The 18,874-nt window shown below is 65.8% G+C and carries 14 protein-coding genes and 1 pseudogene; 12 read left to right on the top strand and 3 right to left on the bottom strand.

The window, feature by feature from the left end:
- Positions 1-215: 215 nt before the first annotated feature.
- Positions 216-821: pseudogene (locus ACE3SL_RS03330) on the top strand (transketolase); the annotation flags it as partial.
- 1 nt (position 822) lies between these two features.
- Positions 823-2,109, top strand: a complete 1,287-nt coding sequence (locus ACE3SL_RS03325) for a pyruvate dehydrogenase complex dihydrolipoamide acetyltransferase (RefSeq protein ID WP_374524336.1) — start codon at positions 823-825, stop codon at positions 2,107-2,109.
- 26 nt (positions 2,110-2,135) lie between these two features.
- On the opposite strand, the gene ACE3SL_RS03320 is transcribed toward ACE3SL_RS03325, so the two are convergent.
- Positions 2,136-3,314 (bottom strand): YdiY family protein, encoded by a 1,179-nt coding sequence (locus ACE3SL_RS03320; protein ID WP_374524335.1) that lies wholly within the window; start codon positions 3,312-3,314, stop codon positions 2,136-2,138.
- A gap of 126 nt (positions 3,315-3,440) precedes the next feature.
- Here ACE3SL_RS03320 and ACE3SL_RS03315 point away from each other — a divergent pair, with 126 nt between their 5' ends.
- From ACE3SL_RS03315 to argJ, 10 genes are all read left to right on the top strand, one after another.
- Entirely contained in the window at positions 3,441-3,716 is a 276-nt protein-coding gene (locus ACE3SL_RS03315) for a hypothetical protein (RefSeq protein WP_374524334.1), read from the top strand.
- A 186-nt stretch (positions 3,717-3,902) separates the two neighbouring features.
- Entirely contained in the window at positions 3,903-6,239 is a 2,337-nt protein-coding gene (gene clpA, locus ACE3SL_RS03310; RefSeq protein ID WP_374524333.1) for an ATP-dependent Clp protease ATP-binding subunit ClpA, read from the top strand.
- 166 nt (positions 6,240-6,405) lie between these two features.
- Positions 6,406-7,248 (top strand): type I methionyl aminopeptidase, encoded by an 843-nt coding sequence (gene map / locus ACE3SL_RS03305; protein WP_374524332.1) that lies wholly within the window; start codon positions 6,406-6,408, stop codon positions 7,246-7,248.
- Between the two features lie 196 nt (positions 7,249-7,444).
- Positions 7,445-9,628 (top strand): PQQ-dependent dehydrogenase, methanol/ethanol family, encoded by a 2,184-nt coding sequence (locus tag ACE3SL_RS03300; RefSeq protein ID WP_374524331.1) that lies wholly within the window; start codon positions 7,445-7,447, stop codon positions 9,626-9,628.
- Between the two features lie 442 nt (positions 9,629-10,070).
- Entirely contained in the window at positions 10,071-10,409 is a 339-nt protein-coding gene (locus tag ACE3SL_RS03295; RefSeq protein ID WP_053555097.1) for a P-II family nitrogen regulator, read from the top strand.
- 76 nt (positions 10,410-10,485) lie between these two features.
- Positions 10,486-11,898, top strand: a complete 1,413-nt coding sequence (glnA, locus tag ACE3SL_RS03290; protein ID WP_374524330.1) for a type I glutamate--ammonia ligase — start codon at positions 10,486-10,488, stop codon at positions 11,896-11,898.
- A gap of 194 nt (positions 11,899-12,092) precedes the next feature.
- A complete protein-coding gene (locus ACE3SL_RS03285) occupies positions 12,093-13,565 on the top strand; it encodes a PQQ-dependent sugar dehydrogenase (RefSeq protein WP_374524329.1) in 1,473 nt (490 codons plus the stop codon).
- Positions 13,566-13,618: 53 nt separating this feature from the next.
- A complete protein-coding gene (locus tag ACE3SL_RS03280; protein ID WP_374524328.1) occupies positions 13,619-14,929 on the top strand; it encodes a M20/M25/M40 family metallo-hydrolase in 1,311 nt (436 codons plus the stop codon).
- Positions 14,930-15,021: 92 nt separating this feature from the next.
- Entirely contained in the window at positions 15,022-16,461 is a 1,440-nt protein-coding gene (locus tag ACE3SL_RS03275) for an aldehyde dehydrogenase family protein (RefSeq protein WP_374524327.1), read from the top strand.
- Between the two features lie 171 nt (positions 16,462-16,632).
- Positions 16,633-17,859: a bifunctional glutamate N-acetyltransferase/amino-acid acetyltransferase ArgJ gene (argJ, locus tag ACE3SL_RS03270; RefSeq protein ID WP_374524326.1), complete on the top strand. Its 1,227-nt coding sequence runs from the start codon at positions 16,633-16,635 to the stop codon at positions 17,857-17,859.
- Between the two features lie 106 nt (positions 17,860-17,965).
- Here the strand turns inward: argJ and trxA are convergent, their stop codons facing one another.
- Together trxA and ACE3SL_RS03260 are read right to left on the bottom strand one after the other, a co-directional pair.
- Positions 17,966-18,286, bottom strand: a complete 321-nt coding sequence (trxA, locus tag ACE3SL_RS03265; RefSeq protein WP_374524325.1) for a thioredoxin TrxA — start codon at positions 18,284-18,286, stop codon at positions 17,966-17,968.
- Positions 18,287-18,318: 32 nt separating this feature from the next.
- Positions 18,319-18,874: PD-(D/E)XK nuclease family protein (locus ACE3SL_RS03260; RefSeq protein WP_374524324.1), on the bottom strand; the 556-nt coding region annotated here is incomplete at its 5' end.

Below are 18,874 nucleotides of genomic sequence, written 5' to 3'. Positions count from 1 at the left end.
TGATCAGTGCCGCGCTGTTCCCGGCAGGAATTGTCCGCAGCGAAGGCTTCGCCGCTCCTGGCGAGAGCGAGGCAACAAGCCAGTTGCGCTTGCTGAGCTCAACGCTGACAATGACAGAAGTCTTGGGGCAGTAATCTGACGACGCGTTCTGCATGTAGCGTTCTCCGTGAGGTTTGACGGAACAACGGCATAGCCGATCCGGCCTGCATAGGATCTATTATGAGCCCGCCTATGCCGATGAGGTCGCGCTGCTGATGCGCCATGCGTTCGAGCATATGCAAAAGCCCGAGGGCAGTTCGGTCTACCTCCGCCTCTCGACGCGCGCGATTGCACAGGTCGAACGCGCGAGCGACGGCTGGCAGGCCGATGCGATCAAGGGCGGTTATTGGTTGAAGCAGCCGGGTCCGAACGCCGAAGCGGCAATCGTCTTCACGGGCGTCGTCGCACCCGAAGCGCTCGCAGCATGGGAGATGCTGGCCGAGGATATGCCGGGCGTCGGCCTGCTCAATGTCACATCGCCCGACCTGCTCCACCGCGGCTGGTCGGCGCGGCGCGCAGCGCGCTGGACCGGGCAAGCACCGGAACCGAGCCATATCGAACGCCTGCTCGGAGAGCTCGCCCCCGGCGCGGGGCTCGTGACCGTATTGGACGGCGCGCCGGGCGCGCTGTCGTGGATCGGCGGAGTGGGTGGCAACCGGGTGAGCCCGCTCGGCACCGACCGCTTCGGACAGACGGGCGATGCGCCCGACCTCTACAGCCTCTACCGCATCGACGCCGAAGCGATCGTCGATGCCGCGGCCGAACTCTTCCTGGGGAACTGACATGGCGATCGAACTGACGATGCCGGCGCTCTCGCCGACGATGGAAAAAGGCACGCTCGCCAAATGGCTCGTCAAGGAAGGCGACCGCGTGAAGGCGGGCGACCTGATCGCCGAGATCGAGACCGACAAGGCGACGATGGAGTATGAAGCGGCAGACGACGGCCGCATCGCCAGGCTGGTGATCGCCGAGGGGACCGACGACGTCGCGGTCGGATCGGTGATCGCGCTGCTCGCCAGCGACGATGAGACCGTCCCCGAGCCAGCGATGGCCGATACCGCGCCGGCAGCCGCGCTCGCAGAGGCGCCAGCCCCTGCTCCGGCCCCAGCGCCGGCGCCAACGCCAGAGGCGGCGGCAACGCCCCCGGCAGCCGAGCTTCCCCGAAAGCGCCCTTCGCCTGCGGACCGGATCAAGGTCAGCCCGCTCGCGGCGCGCATCGCCGACGCGAAGGGCATCGATCTTGGCGGTATTGCGGGAACGGGCCCGAACGGCCGCATCGTCCGCGCCGACCTTGGCATCGCGCCGCTGCTTGCCCCAGCGCCCGCCGCCATGGCCGCCGCGCCGGCCACCACCGCGATCGTCGCGCCGCCTCCTGCGGGCGTGCCGGTCGAAACGGTCAAGCTGAGCTCGATGCGCAAGACGATCGCGCGGCGCCTGACCGAGAGCAAGGCGAGCGTGCCGCACTTCTATCTCACCGCGCGCTGCAATCTCGATCCGCTGCTCGCGCTGCGCCGCCAGCTCAACGCGGCGATCGAGGGCCGCGGCGTCAAGCTGTCGGTGAACGACCTGCTGATCAAGGCCGTCGCTCTCGCGCTGCAGGAGGTGCCCGATGCCAATGTCCAGTTCGGCGGCGACGTCCTGCACCGCTTTGCCCGGGTCGACGTCTCGATGGCGGTCGCGATCGACGGCGGGCTCGTCACCCCCGTGCTGCGCGACGTCGGCGCCCTGTCGCTTTCGGCGATCGCCAGCCAAAGCAAGGCGCTCGCGGCGAAAGCCCGCGACGGCAAGCTCACGCCCGAAGACTATGACGGCGGAACGGTGTCGCTCTCCAACCTCGGCATGTTCGGCATCGACGAGATGGTCCCCGTGATCAATCCGCCGCAGGCGCTGATCCTCGGCGCGGCGGCAGGCGTCGAGCAGCCGTGGAAGGTCGACGGCAAGATCGAACTTGCAACCATCATGGCCGCGACCGCCAGCTTCGACCATCGCGCCATCGACGGCGCCGTGGCGGCCGAGTTCATGCGCGCCTTCCGCGAACTGGTCGAGACCCCGATGCGCCTCACGGTTTGACGCGCGCTGGCACCCCCGCCCCTATCCTAAAATCCGTAAACCAGCGTGAAGCGCGTCAGCGTGTCGACCGTCTCGATCCCCGGCGGCGGACGGGTGTCGATGTCCGCCGAATAGGAGAAGCGCGCCGACAGTCCGCCGATCAGCTTGGCATTGAGTGCGGTCAGCGAGCTGGTCACGGTGTTATGCTCGCCGACGATCGTCGAGGCGGTCTGGGTCAGGCGCAGGGTCGGCGACAGATTCCAGCCGAAATCGAGCCCCGCAAGCCCCGTCAGCTCGCTCTCGCTCTGCCCGCGGCCGGGCAGATAGCCGGTCTCGCGCCACGCCGGCCCGGCCTTCAGATTGAGCGTCATCGCCTTGCCGGCGATCACCTTGTACCCCATTCCCGCCGAGGCGTTCCAGCGATTGCCGAAGCCCAGCACGCGGTCGCGTTCCCATCGCCCGAGGCCATAGGCGAAGGCGCGCTCGCCAACCTTTATCTGCGGCTCATATTCGACCAGATAGCGCTCGATCGAAGTGCTGCCGTTGGTCCGCTGATAATCGGCCTGCGCGCGAAAGCGCTGGTCCCAGTCGATCCCCTTGCGATTGAGCGCGAGCCCGACGCTGAGCCCCGCCGACTTGGTATTGCCGCCGCTCTGCGAGGCGCCGATCTGTCCCTCGCCCTTCCAGTTCTGCCAGAATTTCGCGGCCGCCAGCTTCGCACGCGCGGCGTCGGCTTCCGCCTGTTTTTCCGCGGTCCGCCTCGCGCGATAGCCGGTCAGCATCGCGTCGATGTCGGCGATCCGATCGGGGTTGGTCTTTTTCGCGAGCGCGCCGACCGCCTCGACGTCGCTGTCCTTACGGCTCGCCATCGCCGCAGCGAGCATCTGCCGGATCGGGTCGGGCTCGGGCTTGCTCTCGTGCTGCGCCTGCCATGCCGCAAGGATCGCGTCGATCTCACCCACCGATTTCGGATTGGTCGCCTTGGCGAGCGACACCACGGTTTCGATATCCTTGCGCTCGCCGCTCGCCAGCGCGGCGTCGATCATCGCGCGCACCGGATCGGGCAGCGGCACCGGCAGCGGCTCGATCGGCATCGTCGCGAGCGGGATCACCAGCGACGGCAGCGATGGATCGGGCACCGCGGCAGAGGCCGGACGGATGCCGGCGGTCGTTCCGAGAGCGGGGGCCAACAGGCCAAGCGCGATGAAGCGGGGGAGAGCTGTCATCGAGAAAATCCTTCGCTGGGGCGGGGCATCGTTCGATCGGCCCGCGGGCCGGTGCCGCGCGGCGCGCCGTCCTTATAGACGCAATTTCGCTGGCAATTCCACCCCATACCCCCCATCTGCAATCCTATGTGGATCGCGATCATCGCCATTTTCTGCGCCGGGGTCGGCAATTTCGCGATGCACCGCGCCTTCATGGAAAGCGACGATCCGCTGATCCAGCAGATGGTCCGCCCGCTCGCCGACAAGGTCGGGCCGAACATCACCTATGTCTTCGAATTCCTGCTGCTCGTCGGCGCGATGGCGATCGCGACGCGCAACTGGTTTACCGGCATGCTGCTCTATGGCCTCTATACGATCTTCAACGCGATGGCGTTCAGCTGGGTGATGCACCGGCCGCGGTAAGGGGCGAAGGACGCGAGGGTTTTCGACCAATTTCTCAACGCCGTGTTAACCATAATACAACAGTGTCATCGTAATTTCACATGTGCCTCCGCTTTTCCCTTGCGGTGGGGCGGCGGCATCGCCACGTTATGATCCTAAGGGGGCCGACCTCTCCCCGGCCTGGTCCCCCGCAAGGAGATGAGACCCATGCCGTCCTTTTCGGAAAGCCTCGAAAAGACCCTGCACAACGCGCTGAAGGCCGCTTCGGAGCGTCACCATGAATATGCGACGCTCGAGCATCTGCTCTACGCGCTGATCGACGACGATCATGCCGCCGAAGTGATGCGCGCCTGCGGCGTCGCGCTCGACGACCTGCAATCGGCGGTCGTCCACTATCTCGACACCGAGCTCGACAGCCTGAAAGTCGAAGGCCACAGCGACCCCTCCCCAACCAGCGGATTCCAGCGCGTCGTCCAGCGCGCGATCCTGCACGTCCAGTCGTCGGGCAAGGATGAGGTGACGGGCGCCAACGTCCTCGTCGCGCTGTTTTCGGAGCGCGAGAGCTACGCCGTCTATTTCCTCCAGCAGCAGGATCTGACGCGGCTCGACGCGGTCTCCTACCTCAGCCACGGCGTCGGCAAGGGCGGCAAGCCCTCGCCGCAAGCCGAGCCCGAGGAAAAGGAAGAGGCGAAGGACAAGAGCGAAGGCAAGTCCAAGAAGGAAACCGCGCTCGACCAGTTCACCGTCAACCTCAACGAGAAAGCGAAGACCGGCAAGGTCGATCCGCTGATCGGCCGCAGCGCCGAGGTCGACCGCACGATCCAGATTCTCTGCCGCCGCAGCAAGAACAACCCGCTCTATGTCGGCGATCCCGGCGTCGGCAAGACCGCGATCGCCGAGGGTCTCGCGCGCAAGATCGTCGAGGGCGACGTGCCCGAGGTGCTGCTGCCCGCGGTGATCTATTCGCTCGACATGGGCGCGCTGCTCGCGGGCACCCGCTATCGCGGCGATTTCGAGGAGCGGCTGAAACAGGTCGTGACCGAGCTCGAAGGGCTGCCGCACGCGATCCTGTTCATCGACGAGATCCACACGGTGATCGGCGCCGGCGCCACCAGCGGCGGCGCGATGGACGCATCGAACCTGCTCAAGCCCGCGCTGTCGGGCGGCGTCATCCGCTGCATCGGTTCGACGACCTACAAGGAGTTCCGCAACCACTTCGAGAAGGATCGCGCGCTGCTGCGCCGGTTCCAGAAGATCGACGTGATCGAGCCGAGCATCGAGGATACGAAAAAGATCCTCGCGGGTCTGCGCGAGGCGTTCGAGAGCCACCATAATGTCAAATATACCGCCGACGCGATCAACGCGGCGGTCGAGCTGTCGTCGCGCTACATCAATGACCGCAAGCTGCCCGACAAGGCGATCGACGTGATCGACGAGGTCGGCGCGATGCAGATGCTCGTCCCCCCGTCGAAGCGCCGCAAGACGATCACCGCGAAGGAGATTGAGGCCGTCATTGCTACGATGGCGCGCATCCCGCCCAAATCGGTGTCGAGCGACGACAAGAAGGTCTTGGAAACGCTCGAGACCGACCTCAAGCGCGTCGTGTTCGGTCAGAACACCGCGATCGAGGTGCTGTCGTCGGCGATCAAGCTCTCCCGCGCGGGGCTGCGCGATCCCGAAAAGCCGATCGGCAACTATCTGTTCAGCGGCCCGACCGGCGTCGGCAAGACCGAGGTCGCCAAGCAGCTCGCGTCGATCATGGGCATCCCGCTCCAGCGCTTCGACATGAGCGAATATATGGAGCGCCATTCGGTGAGCCGCCTGATCGGCGCGCCGCCGGGCTATGTCGGTTACGATCAGGGCGGCCTGCTCACCGATGCGATCGACCAGAATCCGCATTGCGTGCTGCTGCTCGACGAGATCGAGAAGGCGCACCCCGATCTGTTCAACATCCTCTTGCAGGTGATGGACAACGGCCGGCTGACCGATCACCACGGCAAGACGGTCGACTTCCGCAACGTCATCCTGATCATGACGACCAATGCGGGCGCGAGCGACATGACGCGCGAGTCGATCGGCTTCGGCACCGTGACCCGCGAGGATGTGCAGGAGGAGGCGGTGAAGCGCATGTTCACCCCCGAATTCCGCAACCGACTCGATGCGATCGTGCCCTTCGGCTATCTGCCGCCCGAGGTCGTGGCGCGCGTCGTCGACAAGTTCATCCTGCAGCTCGAGTTGCAGCTTGCCGACCGCAACGTCCACATCCAGCTCGACGAGGCGGCGCGCGAATGGCTGACCGGCAAGGGCTATGACAAGCTCTACGGCGCGCGTCCGATGGGCCGCCTGATCCAGGAAAAGATCAAGCAGCCGCTCGCCGAGGAACTGCTGTTCGGCAAGCTCGTCCACGGCGGCGAGGTCAAGGTGAAGCTGAAAACCGGCGAGGACGCCCATGTCGGCAACCCGCTGGCGTTCGAGATCGTCTCGGCTCCCCCCAAGGCGAGCAAGGGCAAGGCGAAGGGCAAGGCCGAGAAGGCGGCGGAGTAGGAAATACCCCTCCCGTAAACGGGAGGGGTAGCGAGATTTGCGCACTTGTTCGCTAGTCGCAGCGGGGAGAGCCCTGCGACGCCACAGCCCCTCCCCAAACCCCTCCCGCAAGCGGGAGGGGCTTACTCCCTCGCTTTTTTACACTCCCGCGACTATATACCTCCCAATGTACAATTATGTCTCCGTGACCGCCGCCGAAGCCGGCGCGCCGGCCGCCGTCCGCGACGGCACGATCAAGCTGCACGACGAAGCCGGCTTTGCCGGGATGCGCCGCGCCGGGCGGCTCGCCGCCGAAATCCTCGACGCACTTGTTCCTTTCGTCCAGCCCGGCGTGACCACGGCCCAGATCGACGATCTCGTCCGCGAGATGACGCTGGCGGGCGGCGGGATTCCAGCGACGCTCGGCTATCGCGGCTACACACATAGCTGCTGCACCAGCATCAACCATGTCGTGTGCCACGGCATCCCCGACGACAAGCCGCTGCGCGACGGCGACATCATCAACGTCGATGTCACTCCGATGGTCGATGGCTGGCACGGCGATTCGAGCCGCATGTATCTGCTCGGCGACGTCAGCGTGAAGGCGCGCCGCCTCGTCGATATCACTTACGAATGCCTGATGCTCGGTATCGAACAGGCGAAGCCAGGCAACACGATGGGCGACGTCGCGCACGCGATCCAGACCCATGCCGAACGTCACCGCTATTCGGTCGTCCGCGATTTCTGCGGCCATGGCGTCGGCCAGATGTTCCACGACGCGCCCGAGGTCGTCCACGCCGGGCGCCCCGGCACCGGCCCGGAGCTGCGTCCGGGCATGTTCTTCACGATCGAGCCGATGATCAACACCGGCAAATATGCGGTGAAGATGCTCGCCGACGGCTGGACCGCCGTGACGCGCGACCGCTCGCTCTCGGCGCAGTTCGAGCACAGCATCGGAATCACCGAAACCGGCTGCGAGATTTTCACCGCGAGTCCGAAAGGGCTGAACGCGCCGCCCTGGACAAGCTGATTCGCACGGCGATTTAGTTCGTCGTCCCGGACTTGATCCGGGCTCCATGGTGTCCAGAGCAGCTTTTGCCTTCGCGGACCCCGGATCAAGTCCGGGGTGACGATAAGAGAGCCTCCTTATCATTTTCCCGCTTGCACCCCGGCCCCTTCCGGCGCAGACTTGACGTTAACGTCAAGCATAGGCGTGGGAGAGGAATATGGCAAAGAAGGTCTTTTCGGCTGCACTGCTTGGCTGCGCGGCGCTGGCACTGGCGGCGTGCAACGCCTCGAAGAACGACAGCATCTCGGGCGGATCGCTCGACGACGCCGAAAAGGCCAGCGAGGCCCTGCTCAAAACCGGCGGCAACGGTGATAACTGGGCCGGCATCGGCTACAGCTACGACGAGCAGCGCTTCAGCCCGCTGACCGACATCAACGACAAGAATGTGGGGCAGCTCGGCATCGCCTGGTTCGCCGACCTCGACGATGCGCGCGGGCAGGAAGCGACCCCGGTCGTCGTCGACGGCACCCTCTATGTCAGCCACGCCTGGTCGAAGGTCGATGCCTGGGACGCCGCGACCGGCAAGAAGGTCTGGAGCTTCGATCCCAAGGTTCCCGGCGACCGCGCGGTCGATGCCTGCTGCGACGTCGTCAACCGCGGCGTTGCGGTGTGGGGCGACAAATTGTTCGTCGGCACCCTCGACGGCCGCCTGATCGCGCTCGACAAGAAGACCGGCAAGGAGCAATGGTCGACGCAGACCTTCGACACGTCGAAGCCCTATACGATCACCGGCGCGCCGCGCGTCGTGAAGGACATGGTGCTGATCGGCAACGGCGGCGCCGAGTTCGGGGTGCGCGGCTATGTCACCGCCTATGACGCCGACACCGGCAAGGAGCGCTGGCGCTTCTACACCGCGCCCAATCCCGAAAAGAAGAAGGACGGCGCCGCGAGCGACGACATCTTCGCGAGCAAGGGCAACGCGACCTGGTCCGACAAGGGCGAGTGGAAAGTGTCGGGCGGCGGCGGCACGGTGTGGGACGCGATCGTCTACGACAAGGATCTCGACCAGATCTACCTCGGCGTCGGCAACGGCAATCCATGGAACCATGGGCTCCGCTCGAACGGCGAAGGCGACAACTGGTTCCTCTCCTCGGTCGTCGCGCTCGATGCGAACACCGGCAAATATAAATGGCATTATCAGGAGACCCCGGCCGAGAGCTGGGATTACACCGCGACCCAGCCGATCATCCTCGCCGAGCAGGCGGTGAACGGGAAGCCGACGAAGGTGCTGTACCATGCGCCGAAGAACGGCTTCTTCTTCACCATCGACCGCACGAGCGGCAAGCTGATCGATGCCAAACCCTATGTCGACGGGATCAACTGGGCGACGGGCTACGATCTCACCACCGGCCGGCCGATCGAGAACCCCGAGGCCCGCTTCTACAAGACCGGCAAGCCGTTCATCGCCATCCCCGGCGCGCTCGGCGCGCACAACTGGCACCCGATGAGCTACAACCCGGCGACGGGGCTCGTCTATATTCCGGCGCAACAGATCCCGCAGGGCTATCTCCAGGACATGGACGAGCTCGACAAGCGCAAGGTGCTGGGCTTCAACGTCGGCACCGCGCTCAACAAGACGATGCTGCCCGACGATGCCAAGGCGTTCCGCGCCGCGATCGCCGCCACGACCGGGCGGCTCGTCGCCTTCGACCCGCGCACCGGCAAGGTCGCGTGGGGGGTCGATTATCCCGCCGCGTGGAACGGCGGCACCATGACCACCGCGGGCAATCTCGTTTTTCAGGGCACCAGCACCGGACGCTTCCGCGCTTATGCCGCCGACACCGGCAAGCAGTTGCTCGACCTCGACATGCAGTCGGGGATCGTCAGCGCGCCCTCGACCTTCCGCGCCGGCGGGGTTCAATACATCGCCTTCCAGACCGGCAAGGGCGGCGCCTTCCCGCTCGTCGCCGGGGTCGCGGGCGGGGTGACGCGCAAGCTCCCGAACATCCCGCGGCTGGTGGTGCTCAAGGTCGACGGCACGGTGAAGTTCCCCGCGCCGCCCGCAACCACCGCGCTCGCCTGGAACCCGCCGCCGCAGTTCGGAACCGCCGCGCAGGTCGCGTCGGGCAAGGCGCACTTCGGGCGCTATTGCCAAGTCTGCCACGGCGACAGCGCGATCGGCAACGGCTTCACCCCCGACCTGCGCGTCTCGGGCACCCTCGCCAATGCCGATGCGTGGAAATCGGTGATCCTCGACGGCGCGCTCAAGGATCGCGGCATGGTCAGCTTCGCCCGCGTCCTCACCCCGGCCGATGCCGAATCGATCCGCGCCTATGTCATCGACCGCTCGAACTGGACCAAGGCGAACCTTCCCAACGACGCTGCACCAATCGGGCGGTAGAATAGACCCTCTCCGCCGCCGCAGGCGGTAGCGGAGAGGAAATATTGGAAACTCACACAAAGACACAAAGAGGGCGGATCGCCATCTACCTGTTGGCTCGTCGCCGTAGGCGATCATGGAGAGCGCTGCGCTCGACTACCGCGCAACCGCCCCTATGGGGCGCGCCCTCTTTGTGTCTTTGTGTGAGTCAAAACAGACGCCATCTCATCGCCCATGCCCATATTTTAGGCAGCCAAATCCCGCCCTTGCCTACCCCTTGGGCAACGGCGCGATCGCTCACCGAAAATCTTCGCGAAAGCCCGCGATTCGCCAATTGGCACGGGTCTTGATTGGTGCAAGATGACCGGGCCTCGCAGCGACTCACAGAGGTGCGAACCGGATCAGGTCCGCCTGATCCGGCTTTGCCTGCGAGCATGAGAAAGGCCCAAGGGGGATTTGACGCGTGAAGAAGATTGAAGCGATCATCAAGCCGTTCAAGCTCGACGAAGTGAAGGAGGCCCTGCACGAAGTCGGCGTCAGCGGCATCACCGTGACCGAGGCCAAGGGCTTCGGCCGCCAGAAGGGCCACACCGAACTCTATCGCGGCGCCGAATATGTCGTCGACTTCCTGCCCAAGGTGAAGCTGGAGGTCGTCGTCGACGACAATATGGCCGAGCGCGTCGTCGAGGCGATCGCCGCCGCGGCACAGACCGGGCGGATCGGCGACGGCAAGATCTTCGTCATACCGATCGAGACCGCACTGCGCATCCGCACCGGCGAGCGCAACGAGGATGCGCTCTAGACCGCGCATCACCCTCACCACCCGTTCAACCAAGCCCCGGCACACCGGGCCATTTCGCAAGAAGGAAGCTTAGACCATGGCTACGAAGCCCAAGGACATCATCGCGCGGATCAAGGACAACGACATCGAATGGGTCGATCTGCGCTTCACCGACCCCAAGGGCAAGTGGCAGCATCTGACCATGGTCGCCTCGGTCCTCGGCGAGGATGAGCTGGAGGACGGCCTGATGTTCGACGGCTCGTCGATCGAAGGCTGGAAGGCGATCAACGAGTCGGACATGATCCTGATGCCCGACCTCGAGGCGGTCTATGACGATCCCTTCTCGGCGACCCCGATGCTCGTCATCTTCTGCGACATCGTCGAGCCCTCGACCGGCGAAGGCTATGCTCGCGACCCGCGCACCACCGCGAAGCGCGCCGAGGCCTATGTCGCCTCGACCGGCATCGGCGACACCGTCTATGTCGGGCCCGAGGCCGAATTCTTCATGTTCGACGACGTCCGCTTCGAGATCGGCTACAACAAGTCGGGCTTCGAAATCGACGACATCGAACTGCCGACCAACACCGGCCGCGCCTATGAGGGCGGCAACCTTGCCCACCGGCCGCGCGCCAAGGGCGGCTATTTCCCGGTCGCGCCGGTCGACAGCGCGGTCGACATCCGCGCCGAGATGGTCTCGACGATGCTCGAAATGGGCCTGCCCTGCGACAAGCATCACCATGAGGTCGCCGCCGCGCAGCACGAACTCGGCCTGACCTTCGGCACGCTGACCCAGACCGCCGACCGCATGCAGATCTACAAATATGTCGTGCACCAGGTTGCGCACGCCTATGGCAAGACCGCGACCTTCATGCCGAAGCCGATCAAGGACGACAACGGCAGCGGCATGCACACCCACATCTCGATCTGGGAAAAGGGCAAGCCGCTCTTCGCGGGCAACGGCTATGCCGGGCTCAGCGACATGTGCCTCTATTTCATCGGCGGCGTGATCAAACACGCCAAGGCTTTGAACGCCTTCACCAACCCGACGACGAACAGCTACAAGCGCCTCGTCCCGGGCTTCGAAGCGCCGGTGCTGCTCGCTTACTCGTCGCGCAACCGTTCGGCCTCGTGCCGCATCCCCTACGGTGCGGGCGCCAAGGCGAAGCGCGTCGAATTCCGCTTCCCCGACGCGATGGCGAACCCCTATCTCTGCTATTCGGCGCTGCTGATGGCAGGCCTCGACGGCATCCAGAACAAAATCCACCCCGGCGACGCGATGGACAAGAACCTCTACGATCTGCCGCCCGAGGAACTGGCCGAAGTCCCGACCGTCTGCGCCAGCTTGCGCGAAGCCCTCGACAGCCTGCTCGCCGACCATGACTTCCTGCTCAAGGGCGACGTCTTCTCGAAGGACCAGATCGAAGCCTATGTCGAGCTGAAGTGGGACGAGGTCTATCGCTTCGAGCAGACCCCGAGCCCGGTCGAGTTCGACATGTATTACAGCGCCTGATCGGCAGCGATCAGCTTGCGCGGGGCGTCCGGTTCGGGGGAGCCGGGCGCCCCACTCGTTTTGGGCCTGCCCGTTTTCAGCCAATTTGATTTCGGCGAGGCAAAGAAGGAAGTTGAGGCCCCACAGGCTTGCGATGCCGGGCGGTCGATGGCAGACTGACCGTCGAGGGGGCTGATCGCGAAAGTGGCTTTGCCATGCGAAAGCGTCTCGCCTTCCTCCTGGTCCCCCTGGCTCTGACCTCGTGTGGAGGTGGCGGCAGCGGAGGCGGCGGAAGCAACCCGCCCGCGAACAATGCGCCGCCAAGCTTTACCTCGGCACAGACCGCGAGCGTTGCCGAGAACCAGACCGCCGCCTATCAGGCTACGGCGAGCGATCCCGACGGCAATATGCTGACCTTCACGATCGATGGCGGCGCCGACGCGGCGCTTTTTTCGATCACCTCCGCCGGCGCACTGACCTTCAAGACCGCCCCCGATTACGATCTGCCCGGCGACGCCAATGGCGACAATGTCTATGCGGTGCAGCTTCGCGTCAGCGACGGCACTGCCAGCGTCACCCAGCCGCTCAATATCACGGTCACCAACAGCCGCGAGGGCATAGCGGTTGCGCGCGTCGGCACGGGTTTCAACCAACCGCTCTATGTCGCACCCATCCCCGGAAGCAGCAGCGTCTATGTCGTCGAAAAGGGCGGCGGCGTGTATCGCCTCGATCCCGCAACGGGCAGCCGCACGCAGGTGCTCAACATCACCGACATCTCGACCGGCGGCGAACGCGGGCTGCTCGGACTCGCCGCCTATCCCGACCATGCGACGTCGCAGCGGCTGCTTGCGGTCGCGACCGCCCCCGACGGGACGGTGCAGGTACGCCGCTACACGCTCGGCCAGCCGAACAGTTCGACCACCTACGACACGGTGCTCAGCGTCCCCCATCCCGGCGCCGACAATCACAATGGTGGCTGGATCGGCTTCGGACCCGATGGCCTCGTCTATGTCGGTATCGGCGACGGCGGCGGTGGTGCCGATCCGGACAACAACGCCCAGAACACCAACGTGCGGCTCGGCAAGATATTGCGCTTTACGGTCGGGGCTAATGGCAGTTCCTATGCGGCCGCTCCGGGCAACCCGTTCCTGTCGGGCGGCGGCGACCCCTATGTCTACGCCTATGGCCTTCGCAATCCCTTCCGTGCCTCTTTCAACGGATCGACGCTGATCATCGGCGACGTCGGACAAAGCGCGGTGGAGGAGATCGACCTGCTGACGACGACGCAGCCGGGCAGCAATTTCGGCTGGCGCTTCAAGGAAGGGACGCAGACCTTCTCGGGTACGCCGCCCGGCGGCCTTATCGACCCCGTCGTCGAATATGGGCATGGCAGCGGCCCGCGGCAGGGCAATTCGATCACCGGCGGTTACGTCTATCGCGGCCCGGTCGCTTCGCTCGCCGGCCAATATGTGTTCGCCGACTTTGTGTCGGGCAACATCTGGTCGATCCCCTTTTCCAGCTTCGCGGCGGGCCAAACGCTTCCGTCGTCGCGCCTCGCGCGGCGCAACGAGGATTTCGCGCCCGACGCGGGAACGCTCAGTTCGATCGCGTCATTCGGCGAGGACAGCGCGGGCAATCTGTTCATCGTCAGCATCGGCGGCGACATCTTCATGGTGCGCCCCGGCTGACCGCTTGCGGCGGCGCGTCTCACCCGCCACAAGGGGGGCCAGAGGAGTCCCCCATGAAATCATTGCCTTTCGTCGCCCTCGCCGCCCTTCAACTCGCCTTTGCGCCAGCCGCGGAGGCGAAACTGAGCGCTGCCGATGCCAAAATGGCGAAGACGGTAGAGGCGGAGCAGAGCCGCACCCTCGCGCTGCTCGAAAAGCTGGTCAATCAGAACAGCGGCTCGCAAAATCTGGAGGGCGTCGAAAAGGTCGGGGCGATGATGCGCGCCGAACTCGAGCCGCTCGGCTTCACGGTCGAATGGAAACCGATGCGCGACACCGGCCGCGCCGGCCATCTGATCGCGACGCACGCTGGCAAGCCCGACGGCAAGCGCCTGCTGCTGATCGCGCATCTCGACACGGTGTTCGAGCCCGACTCGCCCTTCCAGACCTTCACCCGCAAGGGCGATATGGGCGAAGGACCGGGGGCCGGCGACGACAAGGGCGGGATGGTCGTCGTCGTCGCGGCGCTGCGCGCGATGCAGGCGGCGGGGACGCTGAAGGACGCGAACATCGAATTTCACATGACCGGCGACGAGGAGGATTCGGGCACGCCGATCGAAAAGGCGCGCGCCGATCTGATTGCCGCGGGCAAGCGCAGCGACGTCGCTCTCGATTTCGAGGGGCTGGTCCGCGATGAGGGCGCCGACATGGGATCGATCGCGCGGCGGTCGTCGGATAGCTGGACCGTCACCGCAACCGGCAAGAGTGCGCACAGCTCGGGCATCTTCAGCGCCGCGGCGGGCGACGGCGCGATCTACGAACTGACGCGGATCATCCACCGCTTCCGCACCGAGCTGCCGGAGCCGAACCTGACCTTCAACGTCGGGTTGATCGCGGGCGGGCAGCAGGCCGAACTCGACGCGGGCGGCATCCGCGCGACCGCGAACGGCAAGACCAACATCATCCCGGCGATCGCGATCGCGCGCGGCGACCTCCGCGCGTTGTCCCCCGAGCAGATCGAGCGCGTGAAGGCGAAGATGACCGCGATCGTCGCCGACCATGCCCCTGGCACCGGCGCGACGATCAGCTTCGATCCGGGCGGCTATCCGCCGATGGCGCCGACCGAGGGCAACAAGGCGCTGCTGATGAAGCTCAACGGCGTGAACCGCGACCTCGGCCTCGCCGAAATGGCGGCGCTCGATCCGCTGAAGCGCGGCGCGGGCGACATCAGCTTCGTCGCTGCCGATGTCGATGGGCTGGCCGGACTCGGGCCGTACAGCACCGGCGACCACGCACCCGGCGAGGCGGTCGACATCCCCAGCATTTCGCGGCAAGCGACGCGCGCTGCCATATTGATGTCACGCTTGTCGGCTGAAAAACGCTGACCCGCCGGTTTTCGCAGTTGGCCGCGCTTGATTCATTCGCCACAGCGACTAGGTAGCAATCCGATACGCAATTTCGCGCCGATGGGAGACAGATGATGAGCGATACCGAAACGCACCTGAAACAAAATTACATCGGCGGCAAATGGGTCGACAGCAAGGGCGGCAAGCTCCACGACGTCATCAATCCCGCGACCGAGGAAGCGGCCTCGACCGTCGTGCTCGGCACCGCGGCCGACGTCGACGACGCGGTCGCTGCGGCGAAGGAAGCTTTCAAGACCTTCTCGCAGACGACGCGCGAAGAACGTCTCGCGCTGCTGAACCGCATCGTCGAGGAATATAAGAAGCGCGTTCCCGATCTCGCCAAGTCGATGGCATCGGAAATGGGCGCGCCGGTCAGCTTCGCCAGCACCGCGCAGGTCGGCGCCGGCATCGGCGGCTTCCTCGGCACGATCGCGGCGCTTCAGGATTTCAGCTTCACCGAAAAATATGCCGCGGGCATGATCGCCTATGAGCCGATCGGCGTCGTCGGCATGATCACGCCGTGGAACTGGCCGCTCAACCAGATCGCGCTCAAGGTCGCGCCCGCGCTCGCCGCGGGCAACACGATGGTGCTGAAGCCGTCGGAAGAATGCCCCGGCAATGCGGTGATCTTCGCCGAAATCCTCGACGCCGCGGGCGTCCCGGCGGGCGTGTTCAATCTCGTGCAGGGCGACGGCCCGACCGTCGGCAACGCGATCAGCGCGCATCCCGGCATCGAGATGGTGAGCTTCACCGGATCGACCCGCGCCGGCATCCTCGTCGCCAAGGCGGCGGCCGACACGGTCAAGCGCGTCCATCAGGAACTTGGCGGCAAGTCGCCCAACATCGTCCTGCCCGACGCCGACCTTGAAACCGTGCTGCCCCCGACGGTGCAGGGCGTGCTGGTCAACACCGGCCAGAGCTGCATCGCGCCGACGCGCATCCTCGTCCAGAAGGACCGCGAAGCCGAGGCCATCGGCGTCATCAAGGCAATGTTCGACGGCACACAGGTCGGCGATCCGCAGGCCGAGGGCGGCCATATCGGCCCCGTCGTCAACAAGGCGCAGTTCGACAAGATCCAGGGCCTGATCCAGTCGGCGATCGACGAAGGCGCGACGCTCGAAACCGGCGGCACCGGCCTGCCCTCGAACGTCAACCGCGGCTATTATATCAAGCCGACGGTCTTCTCGGGCGTCACGCGCGACATGCGGATCGCGAACGAGGAAATCTTTGGCCCCGTCGCGACGATCATGGCCTATGGCGACCTCGACGAGGCCGTCGATATCGCCAACGACACCGAATATGGTTTGTCGGCCGTCGTCTCCGGCGACCCCGCCAAGGCGGCCGAGGTCGCACCGAAGCTGCGCGCCGGCATGGTCGCGGTCAACGCCTGGGGCCCCGGCCCGGGCGCGGCGTTCGGCGGCTACAAGGCGTCGGGCAACGGCCGCGAAGGCGGCGTCTTCGGGCTCAAGGACTTCATGGAAGTGAAGTCGATCAGCGGCATTCCGGCGTGACCTGTTATCCCCTCCCCTTCAGGGGAGGGGCAGCGAGACTTGCGGCCCTTGTCCGCTAGTCGCAGCGGGGTGGGCATAGCGGTCTCGTGCAAGGCCGATGGCCCCACCCCAACCCCTCCCCTGAAGGGGAGGGGCTTTTGATTCTGTCGCCCAGTCGCTATGCGCCCTCCTATGACCACGCGCTCCCCGCTCGCCCCCGCCGCCTTCCCCCCCCACCCCGAGATCGCCGGGGTCACGCGCCGCGTCGCACGCGCGCACTACAAGAATTGGGACCGCTGCGACCTCACCTATGTCGAGCTCGCGCCCGGCACGACCGTCGCGGGCGTCTTCACGCGCAATGTCTGCTGCTCGTCTGAAGTCGAGCTTGGCCGCGAGCAGGTGAAGGGCGGCACCGGCCGCGCACTGATCGTCAACGCCGGCAACAGCAACGCCTTCACCGGCTATCGCGGGCGCGAGGCGGTCGAGCAGATCATGGCGCAGGTCGCGGACCATCTCGGCTGCGATGCCGGCGAAGTGTTCGTCAGCTCGACCGGCGTCATCGGCGTCCCGCTGCCGAAGGACAAGGCGCGCGCCGGGGTCGAGACCGCGCTGACCGCCGAGCCCTGCTCGTGGGAAGCCGCCGCCGAAACCATCTGCACCACCGACACCTTCGCCAAGGGATCGACCGCGAGCGCGGTCGTCGGCGGCACGGCCGTTCAGGTCGCGGGGATCGTCAAGGGGTCGGGGATGATCGCCCCCGACATGGCGACCATGCTCGGCTACATCTTCACTAACGCCGCGGTCGCGCCCGTACTCCTGCAGGAGATGCTGAGCGAAGCGACGGGCGGCAGCTTCAACAGCATCACTGTCGATAGCGACACCTCGACCAGCGACACGGTTTTGCTCTTCGCGACCGGGCAGGCAGGCAATCCGGTGCTCACCACGCGCGACGATCCGGGCGCCGACGCGCTGTACGCCGCGATCCGTCAGGTCGCGCTCGACCTCGCGCAACAGGTGGTGCGCGACGGCGAGGGCGCGTCGAAATTCATCGAGGTGCAGGTGAGCGGCGCGGTCAGCGACGACAGCGCCAAGCGCGTCGCGCTCGCCATCGCGAACTCGCCCTTGGTCAAGACCGCAATCGCAGGCGAGGACGCCAACTGGGGCCGCGTCGTGATGGCGGTGGGCAAGGCGGGCGAACCCGCCGACCGCGACCGGCTCGCGATCCGCTTCGGCGATCATTGGGTCGCGAAGGACGGCCTGCCCGTCGATGGCTACGACGAGGCGCCGGTTGCGGCGCATCTCAAAGGGCTGGACATCCGGGTCGGCGCCGACCTTGGGCTCGGCGAAGGCCGCGCGACCGTATGGACGTGCGACCTCACCCACGGCTACATCAGCATCAACGCCGATTATCGGAGTTAATCCTCACTTCGTCATTGCGAGCGAAGCGAAGCAATCCAGAGCGAGTATGCGCACACTCTGGATTGCCGCGTCGCCTTCGGCTCCTCGCAATGACGGGGTTGGGTGTTTACAACGCCCCTTCGAGCCAGCCCTTGAGCGCGCTCTTCGGCGCCGCGCCGACCTTGGTGTCGGCGATCTGGCCGTTCTTGAACAGGATCATCGTCGGGATGCCGCGCACGCCATATTTGCTCGGCGCGTCGGGGTGATCGTCGATGTTGAGCTTGGCGATGACGACCTTGCCCGCGAGTTCGTCCGAAATTTCCTCGAGCGAGGGGCCGATCATCTTGCACGGGCCGCACCATTCGGCCCAGAAATCGACGAGCACGGGGGTGTCGCTGTCGAGGACATCGGCCTGAAAGCTGGCGTCGGTGATGGCTTTGGTGCTCATGAGAGTCTCCTGAAAAATCCGTTGCCCTCAAGCTAGGGCGTCGGCGCGTCCTGCTCAAGGGTCGAACCCGGCAAATTCGCCTTGGTTGCCGCCAAGCCGGGCTTGTGCGCGTCGAGCAATGCGCCATCGAGCATGATCAGCCGCGGCGCCGCGGTGTAGAGCAGCGCCGCCTCGACGCGCCGCCCTGGAAAGATCACGCCAAGCGCATCGCGGTACGCCGCCATCTGGCGGAGATAGGCGGGCGCGACATCCGCAGCGCTCGCGGGCACCCGCCGTCCGGTCTTGTAGTCGATCACCGTCACCGCGGCCTCGGTGACGAGCAGCCGGTCGGCGATCCCCGCGACGACCGCGCCGCCGTCAACAACCGCCGAGAGCGGCACCTCGGCGAGGCTCCCGGGACCGAACAGCGCTGCGTGCGCGGGGTCGCCCAGCACCGCGAGCACCTCATCGACCATCGCCGCGCGCTCCGCCTCGCCCAGCATCGGCGCCTGCGCCGCAAGCCAGCGCAGCGCCGCGTTGCGCCGCTTTTCCGCCGCCACGGGCGGCAAGCGCTCGAACAGCGCGTGCAGCAGCAGCCCGCGCTCGACC

It is taken from the genome of Sphingopyxis sp. (assembly GCF_041916015.1).
In the GTDB taxonomy this organism is placed as follows: Bacteria; Pseudomonadota; Alphaproteobacteria; order Sphingomonadales; family Sphingomonadaceae; genus Sphingopyxis.
Note: the sequence above shows the minus strand (reverse complement) of the source record. Positions and strands in the feature narration are given on the sequence as shown.

Coding starts and splice junctions, on each gene's coding strand:
- ACE3SL_RS03325 (WP_374524336.1), top strand. CDS start 823: ATGGCGATCGAACTGACGATGCCGGCGCTCTCGCCGACGATGGAAAAA.
- argJ (WP_374524326.1), top strand. CDS start 16,633: ATGACCACGCGCTCCCCGCTCGCCCCCGCCGCCTTCCCCCCCCACCCC.
- ACE3SL_RS03275 (WP_374524327.1), top strand. CDS start 15,022: ATGATGAGCGATACCGAAACGCACCTGAAACAAAATTACATCGGCGGC.
- ACE3SL_RS03315 (WP_374524334.1), top strand. CDS start 3,441: ATGTGGATCGCGATCATCGCCATTTTCTGCGCCGGGGTCGGCAATTTC.
- ACE3SL_RS03320 (WP_374524335.1), bottom strand. CDS start 3,314: ATGACAGCTCTCCCCCGCTTCATCGCGCTTGGCCTGTTGGCCCCCGCT.
- ACE3SL_RS03300 (WP_374524331.1), top strand. CDS start 7,445: ATGGCAAAGAAGGTCTTTTCGGCTGCACTGCTTGGCTGCGCGGCGCTG.
- trxA (WP_374524325.1), bottom strand. CDS start 18,286: ATGAGCACCAAAGCCATCACCGACGCCAGCTTTCAGGCCGATGTCCTC.
- map (WP_374524332.1), top strand. CDS start 6,406: ATGTACAATTATGTCTCCGTGACCGCCGCCGAAGCCGGCGCGCCGGCC.
- clpA (WP_374524333.1), top strand. CDS start 3,903: ATGCCGTCCTTTTCGGAAAGCCTCGAAAAGACCCTGCACAACGCGCTG.
- ACE3SL_RS03285 (WP_374524329.1), top strand. CDS start 12,093: ATGCGAAAGCGTCTCGCCTTCCTCCTGGTCCCCCTGGCTCTGACCTCG.
- glnA (WP_374524330.1), top strand. CDS start 10,486: ATGGCTACGAAGCCCAAGGACATCATCGCGCGGATCAAGGACAACGAC.
- ACE3SL_RS03280 (WP_374524328.1), top strand. CDS start 13,619: ATGAAATCATTGCCTTTCGTCGCCCTCGCCGCCCTTCAACTCGCCTTT.